Origin of the sequence: Stenotrophomonas sp. CFBP 13725 (assembly GCF_014841935.1) — a bacterium.
In the GTDB taxonomy this organism is placed as follows: Bacteria; Pseudomonadota; Gammaproteobacteria; order Xanthomonadales; family Xanthomonadaceae; genus Stenotrophomonas.
Map to the genome: position 1 here is coordinate 1 of NZ_JACYUV010000009.1, position 14,110 is coordinate 14,110.

10 protein-coding genes and 2 riboswitches are annotated in these 14,110 nt (G+C 66.7%); of the genes, 5 read left to right on the forward strand and 5 right to left on the reverse strand.

Translation table 11 applies throughout. The features are described from left to right. Positions 1-126: 126 nt before the first annotated feature. Positions 127-747 (reverse strand): glutathione S-transferase, encoded by a 621-nt coding sequence (locus IFT65_RS14400; protein WP_188325147.1) that lies wholly within the window; start codon positions 745-747, stop codon positions 127-129. Positions 748-807: 60 nt separating this feature from the next. Next, positions 808-1,662: an NYN domain-containing protein gene (locus tag IFT65_RS14405; RefSeq protein WP_192082002.1), complete on the reverse strand. Its 855-nt coding sequence runs from the start codon at positions 1,660-1,662 to the stop codon at positions 808-810. Between the two features lie 102 nt (positions 1,663-1,764). Here IFT65_RS14405 and IFT65_RS14410 point away from each other — a divergent pair, with 102 nt between their 5' ends. Further along, entirely contained in the window at positions 1,765-3,051 is a 1,287-nt protein-coding gene (locus tag IFT65_RS14410) for an NAD(P)/FAD-dependent oxidoreductase (RefSeq protein ID WP_192082003.1), read from the forward strand. Positions 3,052-3,344: 293 nt separating this feature from the next. On the opposite strand, the gene IFT65_RS14415 is transcribed toward IFT65_RS14410, so the two are convergent. Then, on the reverse strand, positions 3,345-3,614 hold the full coding sequence (locus IFT65_RS14415; protein ID WP_188325150.1) for a GIY-YIG nuclease family protein: 270 nt from the start codon (positions 3,612-3,614) through the stop codon (positions 3,345-3,347). A gap of 40 nt (positions 3,615-3,654) precedes the next feature. After that, positions 3,655-3,745, forward strand: a riboswitch (glycine riboswitch). A 12-nt stretch (positions 3,746-3,757) separates the two neighbouring features. Beyond that, positions 3,758-3,851: riboswitch (glycine riboswitch) on the forward strand. 118 nt (positions 3,852-3,969) lie between these two features. On the opposite strand from IFT65_RS14415, the gene IFT65_RS14420 reads away from it, so the two are divergent. The 4 genes from IFT65_RS14420 (at position 3,970) to IFT65_RS14435 (ending at position 12,202) form a co-directional block, all read left to right on the forward strand. Next, a complete protein-coding gene (locus IFT65_RS14420) occupies positions 3,970-4,587 on the forward strand; it encodes a trimeric intracellular cation channel family protein (RefSeq protein ID WP_188325151.1) in 618 nt (205 codons plus the stop codon). 291 nt (positions 4,588-4,878) lie between these two features. Further along, a complete protein-coding gene (locus tag IFT65_RS14425) occupies positions 4,879-6,042 on the forward strand; it encodes an MdtA/MuxA family multidrug efflux RND transporter periplasmic adaptor subunit (protein ID WP_192082004.1) in 1,164 nt (387 codons plus the stop codon). Beyond that, complete coding sequence (locus IFT65_RS14430; protein WP_192082005.1) at positions 6,039-9,146, forward strand: multidrug efflux RND transporter permease subunit; 3,108 nt, start codon at positions 6,039-6,041, stop codon at positions 9,144-9,146. The genes IFT65_RS14425 and IFT65_RS14430 overlap by 4 nt, the downstream gene beginning before the upstream one ends. Further along, positions 9,143-12,202, forward strand: a complete 3,060-nt coding sequence (locus IFT65_RS14435) for an efflux RND transporter permease subunit (protein ID WP_342365895.1) — start codon at positions 9,143-9,145, stop codon at positions 12,200-12,202. Before IFT65_RS14430 ends, IFT65_RS14435 begins: the two co-directional genes overlap by 4 nt. A gap of 292 nt (positions 12,203-12,494) precedes the next feature. Here the strand turns inward: IFT65_RS14435 and IFT65_RS14440 are convergent, their stop codons facing one another. Both IFT65_RS14440 and IFT65_RS14445 read right to left on the reverse strand, forming a co-directional pair. Further along, positions 12,495-13,589: a 3-deoxy-7-phosphoheptulonate synthase gene (locus IFT65_RS14440; protein ID WP_188325154.1), complete on the reverse strand. Its 1,095-nt coding sequence runs from the start codon at positions 13,587-13,589 to the stop codon at positions 12,495-12,497. 246 nt (positions 13,590-13,835) lie between these two features. After that, positions 13,836-13,976, reverse strand: a complete 141-nt coding sequence (locus tag IFT65_RS14445) for a hypothetical protein (RefSeq protein WP_192082006.1) — start codon at positions 13,974-13,976, stop codon at positions 13,836-13,838. Positions 13,977-14,110: the final 134 nt, after the last annotated feature.

Genomic DNA, 14,110 nt, shown 5'->3' on the forward strand with positions numbered 1-14,110 from the left:
GACTTCAGTCGGCTGCGTTTCGCGAAATCCCACCGCAGCCGACTGAAGTCGGCTCTACCGGGACCCCCCCCGGCGCAGCCTCCCCCCGTCGCACCGAGGCGCACCAGCGCGCGGCGCGCGGGCGGCTCAGCTCATGCCAGTCATCACACCGCGCTGGTAGGCAGGGCGCTCGCGCAACCGCGCGTACCACTCCGCAAGGTGCGGCAGGTCGGGGCGCTGGATCGGCATTTCAAACCATGCATACACCAGCGATCCCAACGGAATGTCACCCATCGCGAAGTGGTCGCCGGACAGCCACGGCTGCTTGGCAAGCTCCGCATCGGCCATCGCCAGCAGATCGCCCGCCTTCACCAGTGCCGCGTTGATGCGCGCTTCGTCGCGGTCTGCCGGCGCGGTGCGCATCACACCCCAGATCAGCTCGCTGTACAGCGGCGCCATGCGGGAAGTGCTCCAGTCCATCCATTTCTCGCTCTGCGCCCGCACGATCGGCGATTCGTCGTACAAGCTGCCCAACGCATAACGCGCCGACAGATAGCGCACGATCGCATTGGATTCCCATAGCGGCAGGCCGTGGTCTTCAATGACCGGCACCAGTCCGTTGGGATTCATCGCCTGGTACTCCGCTGCCTGCGTACCGCCGAAACTGCCGCCCACTTCGATGGACTCGTAGGTCAGGCCGATCTCTTCGGCACACCACAGCACCTTGCGCACATTGCTCGAATTGCGACGGCCCCAGATCTTCAGCATGTTGGTTCTCTTGCGGGCAAACGGGCGCCCGGCAGGCGCGGGACCGCTACGATACGCCGATCACGCCACATCTGGCTTGCCGCTTTTTGCTGCCTGCTTCCTCGCCTGTTTGGCGGCGGGTTTCGGCGCTTGTCCTGCGGCAGGTTTTGCAGCCGGCTTTTTCGCCAGCGCGCGTACGAAGGACGATTTGCCTTCCTTCTTCATGTCGAACAGGCCGATCGCCGCCAGCAGGTCACTGAGCTTGCCGTAGCCATAATTCCGCGGATCGAACGACGCTTGGTTGCCGATCTGGCTACCGACCGGCCCCAGGTGCGACCAGCCGTCCTCACCCTCCGCCGATGCCACCGCGCGGCGCAGCAGGTTCACCAGTTTGGTATCGCTGCGCATCTCCGCGCCGGTCTTGCGCGGGCGCGCCTCGCTGCTCGTTTCACCTGCGGACACTGCACCGGTTTCGATCTCCGGCGCGCTGACATGTGCCTGGCCCAGCGCTTCGACATAGGTGAACTTGGAACACGCGTTGACGAAGGGCTCCGGCGTCTTCTTTTCACCGAAGCCGTACACCTTCACCCCATCGGTCAGCAGGCGCATCACCAGCGGGGTGAAGTCGGCATCGCTGGAGACGATCGCGAAGCCATCCAGGTTGCCGGCGTACAGCAGGTCCATCGCGTCGATCACCATCGCCATGTCGGACGCATTCTTGCCGCGGCTGTAGGCGAACTGCTGGATCGGGCGGATCGCGTACTCGTGCAGCACCGCTTCCCAGCTTTTCAGGTTCGGGCTTTTCCAGTTGCCGTAGGCACGGCGCACGTTCGCCACGCCGTGGCGGGCGACCTCGGCCAGGACTTCCTCGATCTTCGCGGCCGGCGCGTTGTCGGCGTCGATCAACAGGGCAATGCGCTTTTCAGGCTCGGACATACCGACTCCAGGCTGACGATGGGCAGAGGACAGTATGTTCCAGCCCGGCGTACCCCGCCGTGACATGCGATCATCCCCACGCCCCCCTACTGGAGCCACGCGATGTCCCGCGAGCGCACCCCCCACCTGGTCATCGTCGGCGGCGGTTTCGCCGGCCTCTGGGCGACCCGCGCCCTGGCCAGCGAGCGCATCCGCATCACCCTGATCGACCGCCGCAACCATCATCTGTTCCAGCCCTTGCTCTACCAGGTCGCGACGGCAGGCCTTTCCGCGCCGGATATCGCCGCACCGCTGCGGCATATCCTCGGCCAACAGCGCAACGTGGAAGTCCGCCTGGGCGAAGTCAGCCGCATCGACAAGGTGACGCGCAGCGTGCATCTGGCCGATGGCACCTCGATGGCGTACGACTCCCTGCTGCTGGCCAGCGGCGCCACCCATGCCTATTTCGGCCATGACGAATGGGCCAAGGATGCGCCCGGCCTGAAGACGCTGGATGACGCGATTGCCTTGCGACGCAAGCTGCTGTTGGCCTTCGAGCGTGCCGAGGCCGAGCCGGATCCCGAAAAGAAAGCAGCGTGGCTCAGCTTTGCCGTGGTCGGCGGTGGCCCGACCGGCGTGGAGCTCGCCGGCACGCTGGCCGAAATTGCCCGGCATACCCTGCGCAACGAGTTCCGCCACATCGACCCGGCGTCGGCCAAGGTGCGGCTGGTGGAAGCCGGACCGCGCGTGCTGTCCACGTTCCCGGACGTGCTCTCGCTGAAGGCACGTCGGCAGCTGGAAAAGCTGGGCGTGGAAGTACTGACCGGCACCGCGGTGACGTCGATCGACAGCCTCGGTTTCCAGCTGGGCGATCAGTTCGTCCCTGCACGCACGGTGGTGTGGGCGGCAGGCGTCGCCGCATCGCCGTTGGGCGCCACGCTGGACGTGCCGCTCGACCGCGCTGGCCGCGTGCAGGTGCAGCCCGACCTGACCCTGCCCGGCCACCCGGAAGTGTTCGTGGCCGGCGACCTGGCCGCGCTGACCCAGGCCGATGGTCGACCGGTGCCAGGCGTCGCACCGGCGGCCAAGCAGATGGGCAAACACGTAGCGGACACCGTTCGTGCGCGCCTGCACGGCAAACCGGAACCGGGCGCGTTCACGTACGCCGACTACGGCAACCTGGCCACCATCGGCCGCATGGCCGCGATCGTGCACCTGGGCAAGCTGCAGCTGTCCGGCGTGCTGGCGTGGTGGTTCTGGCTGGCCGCCCACGTGTTCTTCCTGATCGGCTTCCGCAACCGCATGGTGGTGTTGTTGAACTGGGCCGTGGCGTACTGGAGCTACCAGCGCAGCGCACGGATCATCTTCGGTGACGTGAAGCCGCCGAAGGATCCGCCCCCTTCGGTGTAGCGGCGCGACCGCTGCGCTGACGCGTGGGGTTCATGGGTGGGGTCTGCGGATGGGCCCACGGATGGGCTTACGGGTGGGGCTTACGGATCGGGTCTACGGATGGGGCCGACGGATGGGTCCTACGGGTTGGGCCTACCGGTAGAGCCGACTTCAGTCGGCTTGCGCGGTGGTGCGGTAAGAGCAGCCGACTGAAGTCGGCTCTACCGATCGGCTTGCGCGGTGGTGCGCTAAGAGCAGCCGACTGAAGTCGGCTCTACCAAGCGGCTCTACCAAGCGGCTCTATCGGTCGTGCGTCACGGGCCGATGGCGCCGCTGAGCCATGCGAGCTTCTTCGCGCGCGGCAGCTGCTTCAGTTGCCACTCGGCGCGGGAGGCTTCCGCGCGGTCTGGATACTGGCGTACGGCCAGGATCTGCAGGGGTGGGCGCGCGCGGGTGTAACGCGCGCCCTTGCCGGCCTGGTGGGCGGCGAAGCGCGCCTGTACGTCGGTGCTGATCCCCGCGTAATAGCTGCCATCCCGGCATTCAAGCAGGTACAGGAACCACGGGGCAGTCAGGCAGGGCATGCGGCGATTATCGCGCAACGGCGGCCAGCAGCTACACTACGCGCCGGATGCAGGAGAGTGGTGCCACGCTGGCACCCGCCGAAGGCGCAGGCTCCCATGATCGCTCAGGCCGGTGGGATGGCATCCCACCAACCATGTATCCGATTCGCCGAGCTGGAGAGAGGTCCGCAAGGATCCGCCGAAGGGGCACGCGGTTTCATCCGCTGAACTCTCAGGCAAAAGGACAGCGGGAGCGGCACCGGTCACCTTGATTCGTCGATGCGCGCGCATCGGTGCGTGCCTTGCGTGGCCGTCCGTCAGCCGACTCACGTCGGTTCTACCGTCAGCGGCGTCCCACCGCGTCCGGAGCCTGCCCATGCTGTTGTCCATCATCTACCTGATCGCTATTTCCGCCGAAGCCATGACCGGCGCCCTGTCCGCAGGACGCCGCCGCATGGATCTTTTCGGCGTGGTCATGATCGCCTGTGTCACCGCGTTGGGCGGGGGCTCACTGCGCGACATCATCCTCGGCCATTACCCCTTGGCCTGGGTGAAGCATCCGGAGTACCTCGGATTCACTGTCTGCGCTGCGTTGATCGCCACTTGGGTCGCGCGCTGGATGCACCACTTCCGCCGCACGTTCCTGGTGCTGGATGGTTTGGGGCTGATCGCCTTCACCCTGATCGGCTGCGCGATCGCCCGCGAGACCGGACATGCCACACCGATCGTGCTGATCGCCGGGATGCTGACCGGTGCGTTCGGCGGCGTGCTGCGCGACATCCTGTGCAACGAGGTGCCGCTGATCTTCCAGAAAGAGCTCTACGCGATCATCTCGTTGCTCACCGGTGCTGCGTACCTGCTGCTGTTGCGCTGGAACGTGGCCGACAACATCGCCATCCTGTGCTGCCTGGGCGGGGGGTTCGCGTTACGCCTGCTGGCGATCCACTACCGCTGGGAAATGCCGAAGTTCGTGTACCACGACGAAGTGCACTGAAAAACCGGTAGTGACGGCCGCTGGCCGTCAGTTCGATTGACGGCCAGCGGCCGTCACTACCGACTTTCTGCTGACGGCCGTCACGCGCCGGCATGCCACCCCCATGACCTTGGTCATGCGGAAATATGCCGTGCGATTAGCTACCATGACGGCCCCGTCGCTGCGTGCGGCGGCATCCAGCCACGCTGCCTCTGCGGCCCCGCCAGACAACCCTTCCCCCCGTTGCCAGGCGATGCAGTCGTGTCCCTGGCGCAGTACTACCCTGCGCCAGCGCAGGGTGCAGGATGCCCCATGTCCGTTGCCGAACCGTCGCGCCTCCGCCGTAACCGCATGCTGCTGCTGGCAGCTTCCCTCGTCGCGCTTGTTGCGCTGATCGCATGGTGGGCGTGGCCGCACGCTGCTCCGGCAACCGATGAAGGCGGCCGCAAGCCGACTCCGGTGCGCGTGGCGCGCGCCAGCGCCGAACCGCTGCAGTTGCGGCTGAAAGCCATCGGCACCGTGACCCCGTTGCACAGCGTGGTGGTGCGCAGCCGCGTCGATGGTGAACTGCTGAAGCTGCATGTCGACGAAGGCCAGCACGTCCGTGCAGGCGAGCTGATCGCGCAGATCGATCCGCGCCCGTACGAGGTGCGTCTCGCCCAGGCACAGGGCACCCAGCAGCAGAACCTGGCCGAACTGGAAAATGCAGAGCGCCAGCTGCAGCGGTTCCGCGAGCTGCAGGCAAAGAACTATGTGTCCGGGCAGGAACTCAGTGACCAGCAGAGCAAGGTCCGGCAGCTGCAGGGGCGACGCTTGAGCGACCAGGCCACGGTGGACGAAGCCCGCCTGCAGTTGCAGTACACCCGTATCACCGCACCGGTGAGTGGTCGGCTCGGCCTGCGACGGGTGGACGTGGGCAACCTGATCCGCAGCAGCGATGCCGATGGCCTGGTCACGCTGGCGCAGACCGCACCGATCAGCGTGCTGTTCACCGTACCCGAACCGGAGCTTCCGGCGCTGCTGGATGCCGTGCGCGCCACGCCGGCGTTGGCGGTGCAGGCCTGGGACCGCGAAGAGCGCGCCGCGCTGGGCGACGGTGTGCTGTCCAGCGTGGACAACGTGATCGACACGGCCACGGGCACCTTGAAGCTGCGCGCGCAGTTCGACAACGCCGATGACGCGCTGTTCCCCAACCAGTTCGTCAACATCCGCCTGCAGCTCGGTGCGCAGGATGCCGTGGTGATTCCCGATGCCGCCGTGCAGTTCGGCAGCAAAGGCAACTACGTGCATGTGATCGACCAGGATGACAAGGCGCAACGCCGTGATGTGGTGCTGGGACCGGCCGATGGCAGCCGCGTCTCGGTGCGCAGCGGGCTCAAGGCCGGCGAAAAGGTGGTGGTGGAAGGCATCGACGGACTGGAAGACGGCAGCGCCGTGCGCATCATCAGCGAGGACGCTGCGCAGGACGGCGCATGAATCTGTCGCGGCCTTTCATCCTGCGCCCGGTCGCCACCACCCTGCTGATGGTGGCGCTGCTGCTGGCCGGCGTGCTGTCGTATCGGCTGCTGCCGGTGGCGGCGCTGCCGCAGGTCGACTACCCGATCATCCAGGTCACCACGCTGTATCCCGGTGCCAGCCCCGAGCTGACCACGCGGATGGTCACCGCCCCCCTGGAGAAGCAGCTGGGCCAGATCCCGGGACTGAAGCAGATGTCCTCCACCAGTTCTGGTGGCGCGTCGGTGGTGACGCTGCAGTTCGGGCTGGAGGTGTCGCTGGGCGTGGCCGAACAGGACGTGCAGGCGGCGATCAACACCGCCGGCAGTTTCCTGCCCGACGACCTGCCGGTGCCGCCGGTCTACCGCAAGGTCAATCCAGCCGACACCCCGATCCTGACCCTGGCGGTGACCTCGCAGGGCATGGCCCTGCCGCAGGTGCACGACCTGGTCGATACGCGCGTGGCGCAGCGTTTGTCACAGTTGCCGGGCGTCGGCCTGGTCAGCTTGGCCGGCGGCCAACGCCCTGCCGTACGCATCCAGGTCAACCCTGCCGCATTGGCCGCCAATGGCCTGGGCATGGACCATGTCCGCACGGCGATTGCCGCCGCCAACGTCAACTTGCCCAAGGGCAGTTTCGACGGGCCGATCCGCGCGGTGATGCTCGATGCGAACGACCAGATGCGCAGCGTCGCGGAGTACCGCGCGCTGGTACTGAAGTGGCGCGACGGCGCGCCACTGCGGCTGGGCGACGTGGCCAGCATCAGCGACGGTGCCGAGAACCGGCAGCTGGCGGCGTGGTCCGGCACCACGCCTGCGGTGCTGGTGAACATCCAGCGCCAGCCGGGGGCCAATGTCATCGCGGTGGTGGAGCACGTGCGCGAGCTGCTGCCGCAGTTGCAGGCGGCGCTACCCAAGGGCGTGGAACTGCAGGTACTCAGTGATCGCACCGAGTCCATCCGCGCGTCCGTCCACGGCGTACAGAAGGAGCTGGTGCTCGCCATCGGCCTGGTGGTGTTGGTGACCTTCGTGTTCCTGCGCAGTGCCTCGGCCACGCTGATTCCCAGTGTCGCGGTGCCACTGTCGCTGGTGGGGACGTTCGCGGTGATGCTGCTGGCCGGCTTTTCGCTCAACAACCTCACTCTGATGGCACTCACCATTGCCACCGGTTTCGTGGTCGACGATGCCATCGTGATGCTGGAAAACATCGCGCGGCACCTGGAAGAAGGCGAGACGCCGATGAACGCAGCGCTCAAGGGCGCCAGCGAGATCGGCTTCACTCTGGTATCGCTGACGGTGTCGTTGATCGCCGTGTTGATCCCGCTGCTGTTCATGGCCGATCTGGTGGGCGCGCTGTTCCATGAGTTCGCCATCACCCTGGCCGTGGCCATCGGCATCTCGCTGCTGGTCTCGCTGACTCTGACGCCGATGCTGTGCGCGCGCTTCCTGCGCCCCGGCGCGAACAAGCACGAAGGGGTCAGCGGCCAACGCGGCGACATGTTCGACCGTGTCATCGCCGCTTACGACCGACAACTGCACTGGGTGCTGCAGCGCCAGCCGTTGATGCTGATCGCCACTGCGGCGACGTTGCTGCTGACCGTGGCGCTGTACTTCGCTGTCCCCAAGGGCTTCTTCCCCGTACAGGACGCCGGGCTGGTGCAGGGCATCAGCGAAGCGCCGCAGGCGATTTCGTTCCAGGCGATGCGCCAGCGCCAGCTGGCCCTTGCCGCGGCCATCGAGCAGGACCCGGCGGTGGCCAGCCTGTCGTCGTACATCGGTGTGGATGGCAACAACGCGGCCCTCAATACCGGCCGCCTGCTGATCGAGCTCAAGCCGCACGGCCAACGCGGCGAGGGGCGCGGCGACGTCGCTTCGGTGATGGCCCGCCTGCAGCAGCGCGTGGCCGATATCCCCGGCATCACGTTGTATCTGCAGCCCGTGCAGGAACTCGGACTGGAAGACCGCATCAGCCGCAGCCAGTACCAGTTCACCCTGACCAGCCCGGACACCGATGCGCTGCAGGACTGGACGCCGCGGCTGCTGCAGGCGTTGCAACGTTCGCCGGTGCTGCGCGATGTGGCCAGCGACCTGCAGATGCAGGGCCGCCAGGCGCGCGTGGTGATCGATCGCGATGCAGCGGCCCGGCTGGGCGTGTCCGTGGAAGCGGTCGCCGATGCGCTGTACGACGCCTACGGGCAACGGCAGATCTCCACCATCTTCACCCAGGCCAGCCAGTACCGCGTGGTGCTGGTGGCGGATCCTGCACACCAGCCCGGACCGGATGCGATCGCCGGCCTGCGCGTGCGCAATGCCCAGGACCAGACCGTGTCGCTGGGCGCGGTGGCGCGCATCGAACAAGGCCCAGCGCCCCTGCTGCGCAACCATGTCGGCCAGTTCCCGGCTGCCACGTTGTCGTTCAACCTCGCGCCCGGTGCATCGCTGGGCGCTGCCGTCGCAGCGGTCGAGGCCGCGCGGGCGGATATCGCGCTGCCGGCCAGCATCGAGCTGCGCCTGCAGGGCGCGGCTGCGGCCTTCAACGGATCGCTGTCCAGCACGCTGTGGCTGATCCTGGCGGCCGTGGTGGTGATGTACATCGTGCTGGGCGTGCTCTATGAGAGCTTCATCCATCCCATCACCATCCTGTCCACGCTGCCCTCGGCCACGGTGGGTGCGTTGGCCGCGCTGTGGATCAGCGGGCGCAGCCTGGACCTCATCGCGGTGATCGGCATCGTGCTGCTGATCGGGCTGGTGAAAAAGAACGCGATCATGATGATCGACTTCGCGCTGGATGCACAGCGCACCCGGGGCATGGCACCGCGCGAGGCGATCCACCAGGCGGCGCTGCTGCGCTTCCGGCCGATCCTGATGACCACGTTGGCGGCCCTGTTCGGGGCGATACCGCTGATGCTGGCCAGCGGCTCGGGCGCCGAACTGCGCCAGCCGCTTGGCTGGGTGATGGTGGGTGGATTGCTGGTCAGCCAGGTACTGACCTTGTTCACCACGCCGGTGATCTATCTCGCCTTCGACCGCCTGCAGCGCCGTCGCGTGGCCGCTCCGATCCCGGCCGACGGCGGGGCCAAGGCGTGAACCCGGGCGCGCGCATTGCCCAGGCCTGCGTGCAGCGGCCGGTCGCCACCACGTTGCTCGCCGTCGCCCTCGTGCTGGCCGGCCTGATGGCGCTGCGCCTGCTGCCCGTGGCGCCGCTGCCGCAGGTCGATTATCCGGCCATCGAGATCAGCGCCAGCCTGCCCGGCGCCTCGCCCGAATCGATGGCGGCCACGGTGGCCACGCCCTTGGAGCGCGCACTCGGCAGCATCCCCGGTATCACGAACCTCGAATCGTCCAGTTCGCAGGGGCAGACGGAGATCGAGCTGGAGTTCGTGCTCGACCGCAACATCGACGAAGCGGCGCGCGAAGTGCAGGCCGCCATCAATGCGGCACGCGGCCAGCTGCCCAGTGGCATGCCCGGCATGCCGGAGTACCGCAAGGTCAATCCATCGCAGGCACCGATCCTGGCCTTGGCGCTGACCTCGGACGTACTGTCGCCGGGCCAGCTGTATGACATCGGCTCCACCGTCCTGGCGCAGAAGCTGTCACAGGTACCCGGCGTGGGCGAGGTGCAGGTCGGCGGCAGCGCATTGCCCGCCGTGCGGGTATCGCTGGACCCGAACGCGTTGAACCACGCCGGGCTGGCCCTGGATGACGTATCGCAGGCCATCGCGCGTGCGAACGCATTGCGGCCGCTGGGGGCAGTAGGAAACGCCGAGCGGCAGTGGCAGCTGGAGGCACCGCTGCAACTGCGCGAAGCGGCGCAGTACCGCGAACTGGCCCTTGCCATCAAGGACGGTCGCCCCTTGCGGCTGGGTGACGTGGCACAAGTCGCGGACGGCGTAGAGGACCGCTACGCCAGTGGTTTCCACAACGAACGTCCCGCCGTGCTGTTGATCATCAGCCGCCAGCCCGGCGCGAACATCATCGCCACCGTGGACGCCATCCAGCAGCAGCTGCCCCAGCTGCATGCGCTGCTGCCGGCGAACGTCGACATGCAGTTGGTGATGGATCGCTCGCCGGTCATCCGCGCCACCCTGCACGAGGCCGAGCTGACCCTGCTGCTGGCGATCGTGCTGGTGGTGCTGGTGGTGCTCGGCTTCCTCGGTCACTGGCGTGCCGCACTGGTGCCCAGCGTGGCCATCCCGGTCGTGTTGTTCGGCACGCTGGCCCTGATCGCGCTGCTGGGCTTTTCGCTCAACACGCTCTCGCTGATGGCGTTGATCGTTGCCGCCGTGCTGGTGGTGGACGACGCCATCGTGGTGCTGGAGAACATCGCGCGCCATCGCGAGCTGGGTGCCGATCGGTGGCAGGCGGCGATACGCGGTGCGGGTGAAGTGTCCGCAACGCTGGTGTCGATGAACCTCGCACTGGCAGTGGTTTTCGTCTCCATCCTGTTCATGGATGACTTCGTTGAACGGTTGTTCCGCGAGTTCTCGCTGACCCTGGTGGCCGCGATGGCGGTATCGGTGGTGGTGGCACTGAGCCTGGTGCCGATGCTGTGCGCGCATCTGTTCACCGATGCACAGCGCACGCCGTCGCGATGGCAGCGCGGCAGCAACGCGTTGTTCGAGCGGGTGCGTACCGGTTACCTGCGCACCCTGGACAAGGGCCTGCAGCGGCTGCGCTGGCCGCTGTTGGCCTTCGTCGCCGTGATCGCGCTCAATGCCTGGTTGCTGCAGAAGGTACCCAAGGGCATGGTGCCGCAGCAGGATACCGCGCAGCTGCGTGGCTTCGCGCGTGGCGATGACGGACTGTCATTCCAGGCAATGCAGCCCAAGATCAGTGCCTACCGCCAGCTGCTGCTGGATGATCCGGCAATTGAGGACATCATCGGATACATCGGCGGCGGCATGGGGGTCAACAATGCCTTCATCATGATCAAGATGAAGCCCTTGGCCGAACGCAAGGTATCCAGCCAGCAGGTGATCGAGCGACTGCGCGCGAACCTGCCACCGCTGCCTGGCGGCAACCTGTACATGTGGGTGGACCAGGACATCCGCCTGGAAGGCGCCAGCGACAGCGGCAAGCAGGAACTGCAGTTGCTGGCCGCCGACCTCGCGCCGTTGCGTGAGTGGGCGCCGAAGGTAAGCGCCGCGCTGAAATCCCTGCCGGAACTGGTGGATGTGGAAGCACAGGGCGAGGCCGGCATGCGCCAGGTGGTGCTGGACATCGACCGCGAAGCCGCCGCGCGCCATGGCGTGGACCTGCGCACGATCGCCACCGTGCTCAACAACTCCTTCAGCCAACGCCAGGTCGCCACGCTGTACGACACCCTCAACCAGTACCGCGTGGTGATGGAACTGGACCCGCGGCATACCCAGGACCCGACCACGCTGCAGCAGTTGCAGGTAGTCGGCGCGGAAGGCCAGCGCATCCCGTTGTCCAGTGTGGCCACGTGGCGCTATGGCATGGCGTCGGACCGTGTGTCCCACAGCCAGCAGTTCGCCTCGATCTGGATCGAGTTCGCGCTGGCACCCGGGGTGGGTCTGGAGCAGGCGGTCACCGCCATCAACGGCGCCATGGCCACGCTGATGCTGCCCGCCACCGTGCAGGCGAAGCTGTCCGGTGAAGCGGCCGGCCTGGAGCAGATGCGGCAACGGCAGCTTTGGCTGCTGCTGGGCGCCACACTGGCGGTGTACCTGGTGCTGGGCGTGTTGTATGAGAGTTTCCTGCAGCCGCTGGTGATCCTGTCCACGCTGCCGTCGGCCGGCGTCGGCGCCCTGCTCGCCCTGCTGCTGTTCGACAACGAGCTCAACCTGATCTCGCTGCTGGGGCTGTTCCTGCTGGTCGGCGTGGTGATGAAGAACACCATCCTGCTGGTCGACTTCGCCCTGGCCGCCGAGCGGCGCGGTCTCAGTGCGCACGATGCGGTGATGGAGGCGGCACGGCTGCGTCTGCGACCGATCCTGATGACCTCCATCGCCGCGCTGCTGGGCACCCTGCCGCTGATGCTCGGCGGCGGCGAAGGCTGGGAGCTGCGCCGCCCGCTGGGCATCGCCATCGTCGGCGGGCTGCTGGTCAGCCAGCTGCTGACCCTGTACACCACCCCGGCAATGTATCTGGCGCTGGCGAAACTGCAGCGGCCTCGGTAGAGCCGACTTCAGTCGGCTGCTCCCGCGCTCGCGGACCGACACGCAGCCGACTGAAGTCGGCTCTACCAGCGAGGCTCTACCAGCGAGGCCCAACCAAGGCGGCTTTACCCCACCCGCCAGATCGCGATCATTACCTCGTCCACCACCCCGGCGATGAACCTGGAACGGGTTCATTGCATCCCGTCCCAGGCGCATCGCCGATGCGGCCGCGATGGCTGCCAACTCCGCCAGCCACCGCTGAAGACGGCGCGCCCCCGCAGGCAGCAACCGTCTTCCACACACGTTGCACCGCTCAGGCGGCTTGCGCTTCCACTTCTGCTTCCCGCGCCGCCACGGCCTCGCGGCGCGCACGCACGGCGGCGGCCAACCGCTCCAGCACCACTTCGGTGGTCGCCCAGTCGATGCAGCCATCCGTGATGCTCTGGCCGTGCACCAGCGGCTGGCCTTCCACCAGCTCCTGCCGACCGCCGACCAGGTTGCTCTCGATCATCACCCCGACGATGCGCTGCTCACCGCCGGCCATCTGCGCGGCGATGTCATCGACCACCTTGGGCTGGTTGTCCGGATTCTTCAGGCTGTTGGCGTGGCTGGCATCGACCATCAGGCGCGTGGGCAGCTGCGCCTTGGTCAGCACCTGGCAGGCATCCGCGATGCTGGCCGCATCGTAGTTGGGCTGCTTGCCGCCGCGCAGGATCACGTGGCAATCCGGATTGCCCGCCGTGGCGACAATCGCGGTATCGCCCTGCTTGGTCACCGACAGGAAATGATGGGGGTTCATCGCCGCGCCAACGGCATCGGCGGCGATCTTGATGTTGCCGTCGGTCCCGTTCTTGAAGCCAACCGGGCACGATAGGCCGGACGCCAGCTCACGATGCACCTGGCTTTCGGTGGTACGTGCGCCGATCGCACCCCACGCCACCAGGTCGGCGATGTACTGCGGCGAGATCACATCAAGGAACTCCACGCCGGCCGGCAGCCCCAGCTTGTTGATGTCGCGCAGCAGGCCACGGGCAATACGCAGGCCTTTGTTGATGTTGAAACTGCCGTCGAGGTCCGGATCGTTGATCAGCCCCTTCCAGCCCACCGTGGTGCGCGGCTTTTCGAAGTACACACGCATGACGATTTCCAGTTCGCCCGCGAGCGCATCGCGCAACGGCTTGAGCTTCTGCGCGTATTCGATCGCGGCGGCGGGATCGTGGATCGAACAGGGCCCCACTACGACGGCAAGACGGTCGTCCGCCCCGTGCAGGATGGCATGCAGCGCGCTGCGCGAGGCACTGACGGTGTCGGATGCTTCATCGTCGCAGGGCAGCAGGGCCAGCAGTTCTGCCGGTGAGGCCAGCGGTTCGATCTTGCGGATGCGGAGGTCGTCGGTATGGGGGGGCATGGCGGGGATCTCGGTAAGCGGGTGGGGTTCCCCAGCGCGGCGACAACAAAAAAGCCGCCAGGTTCGCTGGCGGCTTTCGGGAATGCGTCTGAAGGTTTCTTCAGGGTGAACGCAGTCCTTCCTCCGCCTGGGGCTTCGGAAAGTAATACCAATAAAAGTTGGCGTGGGCTGCGTGCATGGTCAGTATTGTTAGCACAGAAATGCGCCAGTGCAACAGTTTCAATCGCAACATCGACCCGACGTGAATCAGTGGTTCAGCGCCGTTCGGTCGGAGCGGGTGCGACGCAGGTCATCCTGCTTCTCGCGCAGCCGACGCTGCTTTTCGCTGAGCTTTTCCTGATGCTTGCTGATCTTTCCCTCATCGTTCCGTGCCCGTGCGTCGCGCATCGGACGTGGCTGTAAGAACGCAGCGAGACAGAGGCACGCATCACTGCAGCCCGGTATCGCGTTGCCGGAACGGAGAGCCGCCGAGCATGGCTCGGCGCTACCACGGCAATGCAACCCCGTAGCGCCGAGCCACG

Coding starts and splice junctions, on each gene's coding strand:
- IFT65_RS14420 (WP_188325151.1), top strand. CDS start 3,970: ATGCTGTTGTCCATCATCTACCTGATCGCTATTTCCGCCGAAGCCATG.
- IFT65_RS14430 (WP_192082005.1), top strand. CDS start 6,039: ATGAATCTGTCGCGGCCTTTCATCCTGCGCCCGGTCGCCACCACCCTG.
- IFT65_RS14415 (WP_188325150.1), bottom strand. CDS start 3,614: ATGCCCTGCCTGACTGCCCCGTGGTTCCTGTACCTGCTTGAATGCCGG.
- IFT65_RS14440 (WP_188325154.1), bottom strand. CDS start 13,589: ATGCCCCCCCATACCGACGACCTCCGCATCCGCAAGATCGAACCGCTG.
- IFT65_RS14445 (WP_192082006.1), bottom strand. CDS start 13,976: ATGCGCGACGCACGGGCACGGAACGATGAGGGAAAGATCAGCAAGCAT.
- IFT65_RS14405 (WP_192082002.1), bottom strand. CDS start 1,662: ATGTCCGAGCCTGAAAAGCGCATTGCCCTGTTGATCGACGCCGACAAC.
- IFT65_RS14425 (WP_192082004.1), top strand. CDS start 4,879: ATGTCCGTTGCCGAACCGTCGCGCCTCCGCCGTAACCGCATGCTGCTG.
- IFT65_RS14400 (WP_188325147.1), bottom strand. CDS start 747: ATGCTGAAGATCTGGGGCCGTCGCAATTCGAGCAATGTGCGCAAGGTG.
- IFT65_RS14410 (WP_192082003.1), top strand. CDS start 1,765: ATGTCCCGCGAGCGCACCCCCCACCTGGTCATCGTCGGCGGCGGTTTC.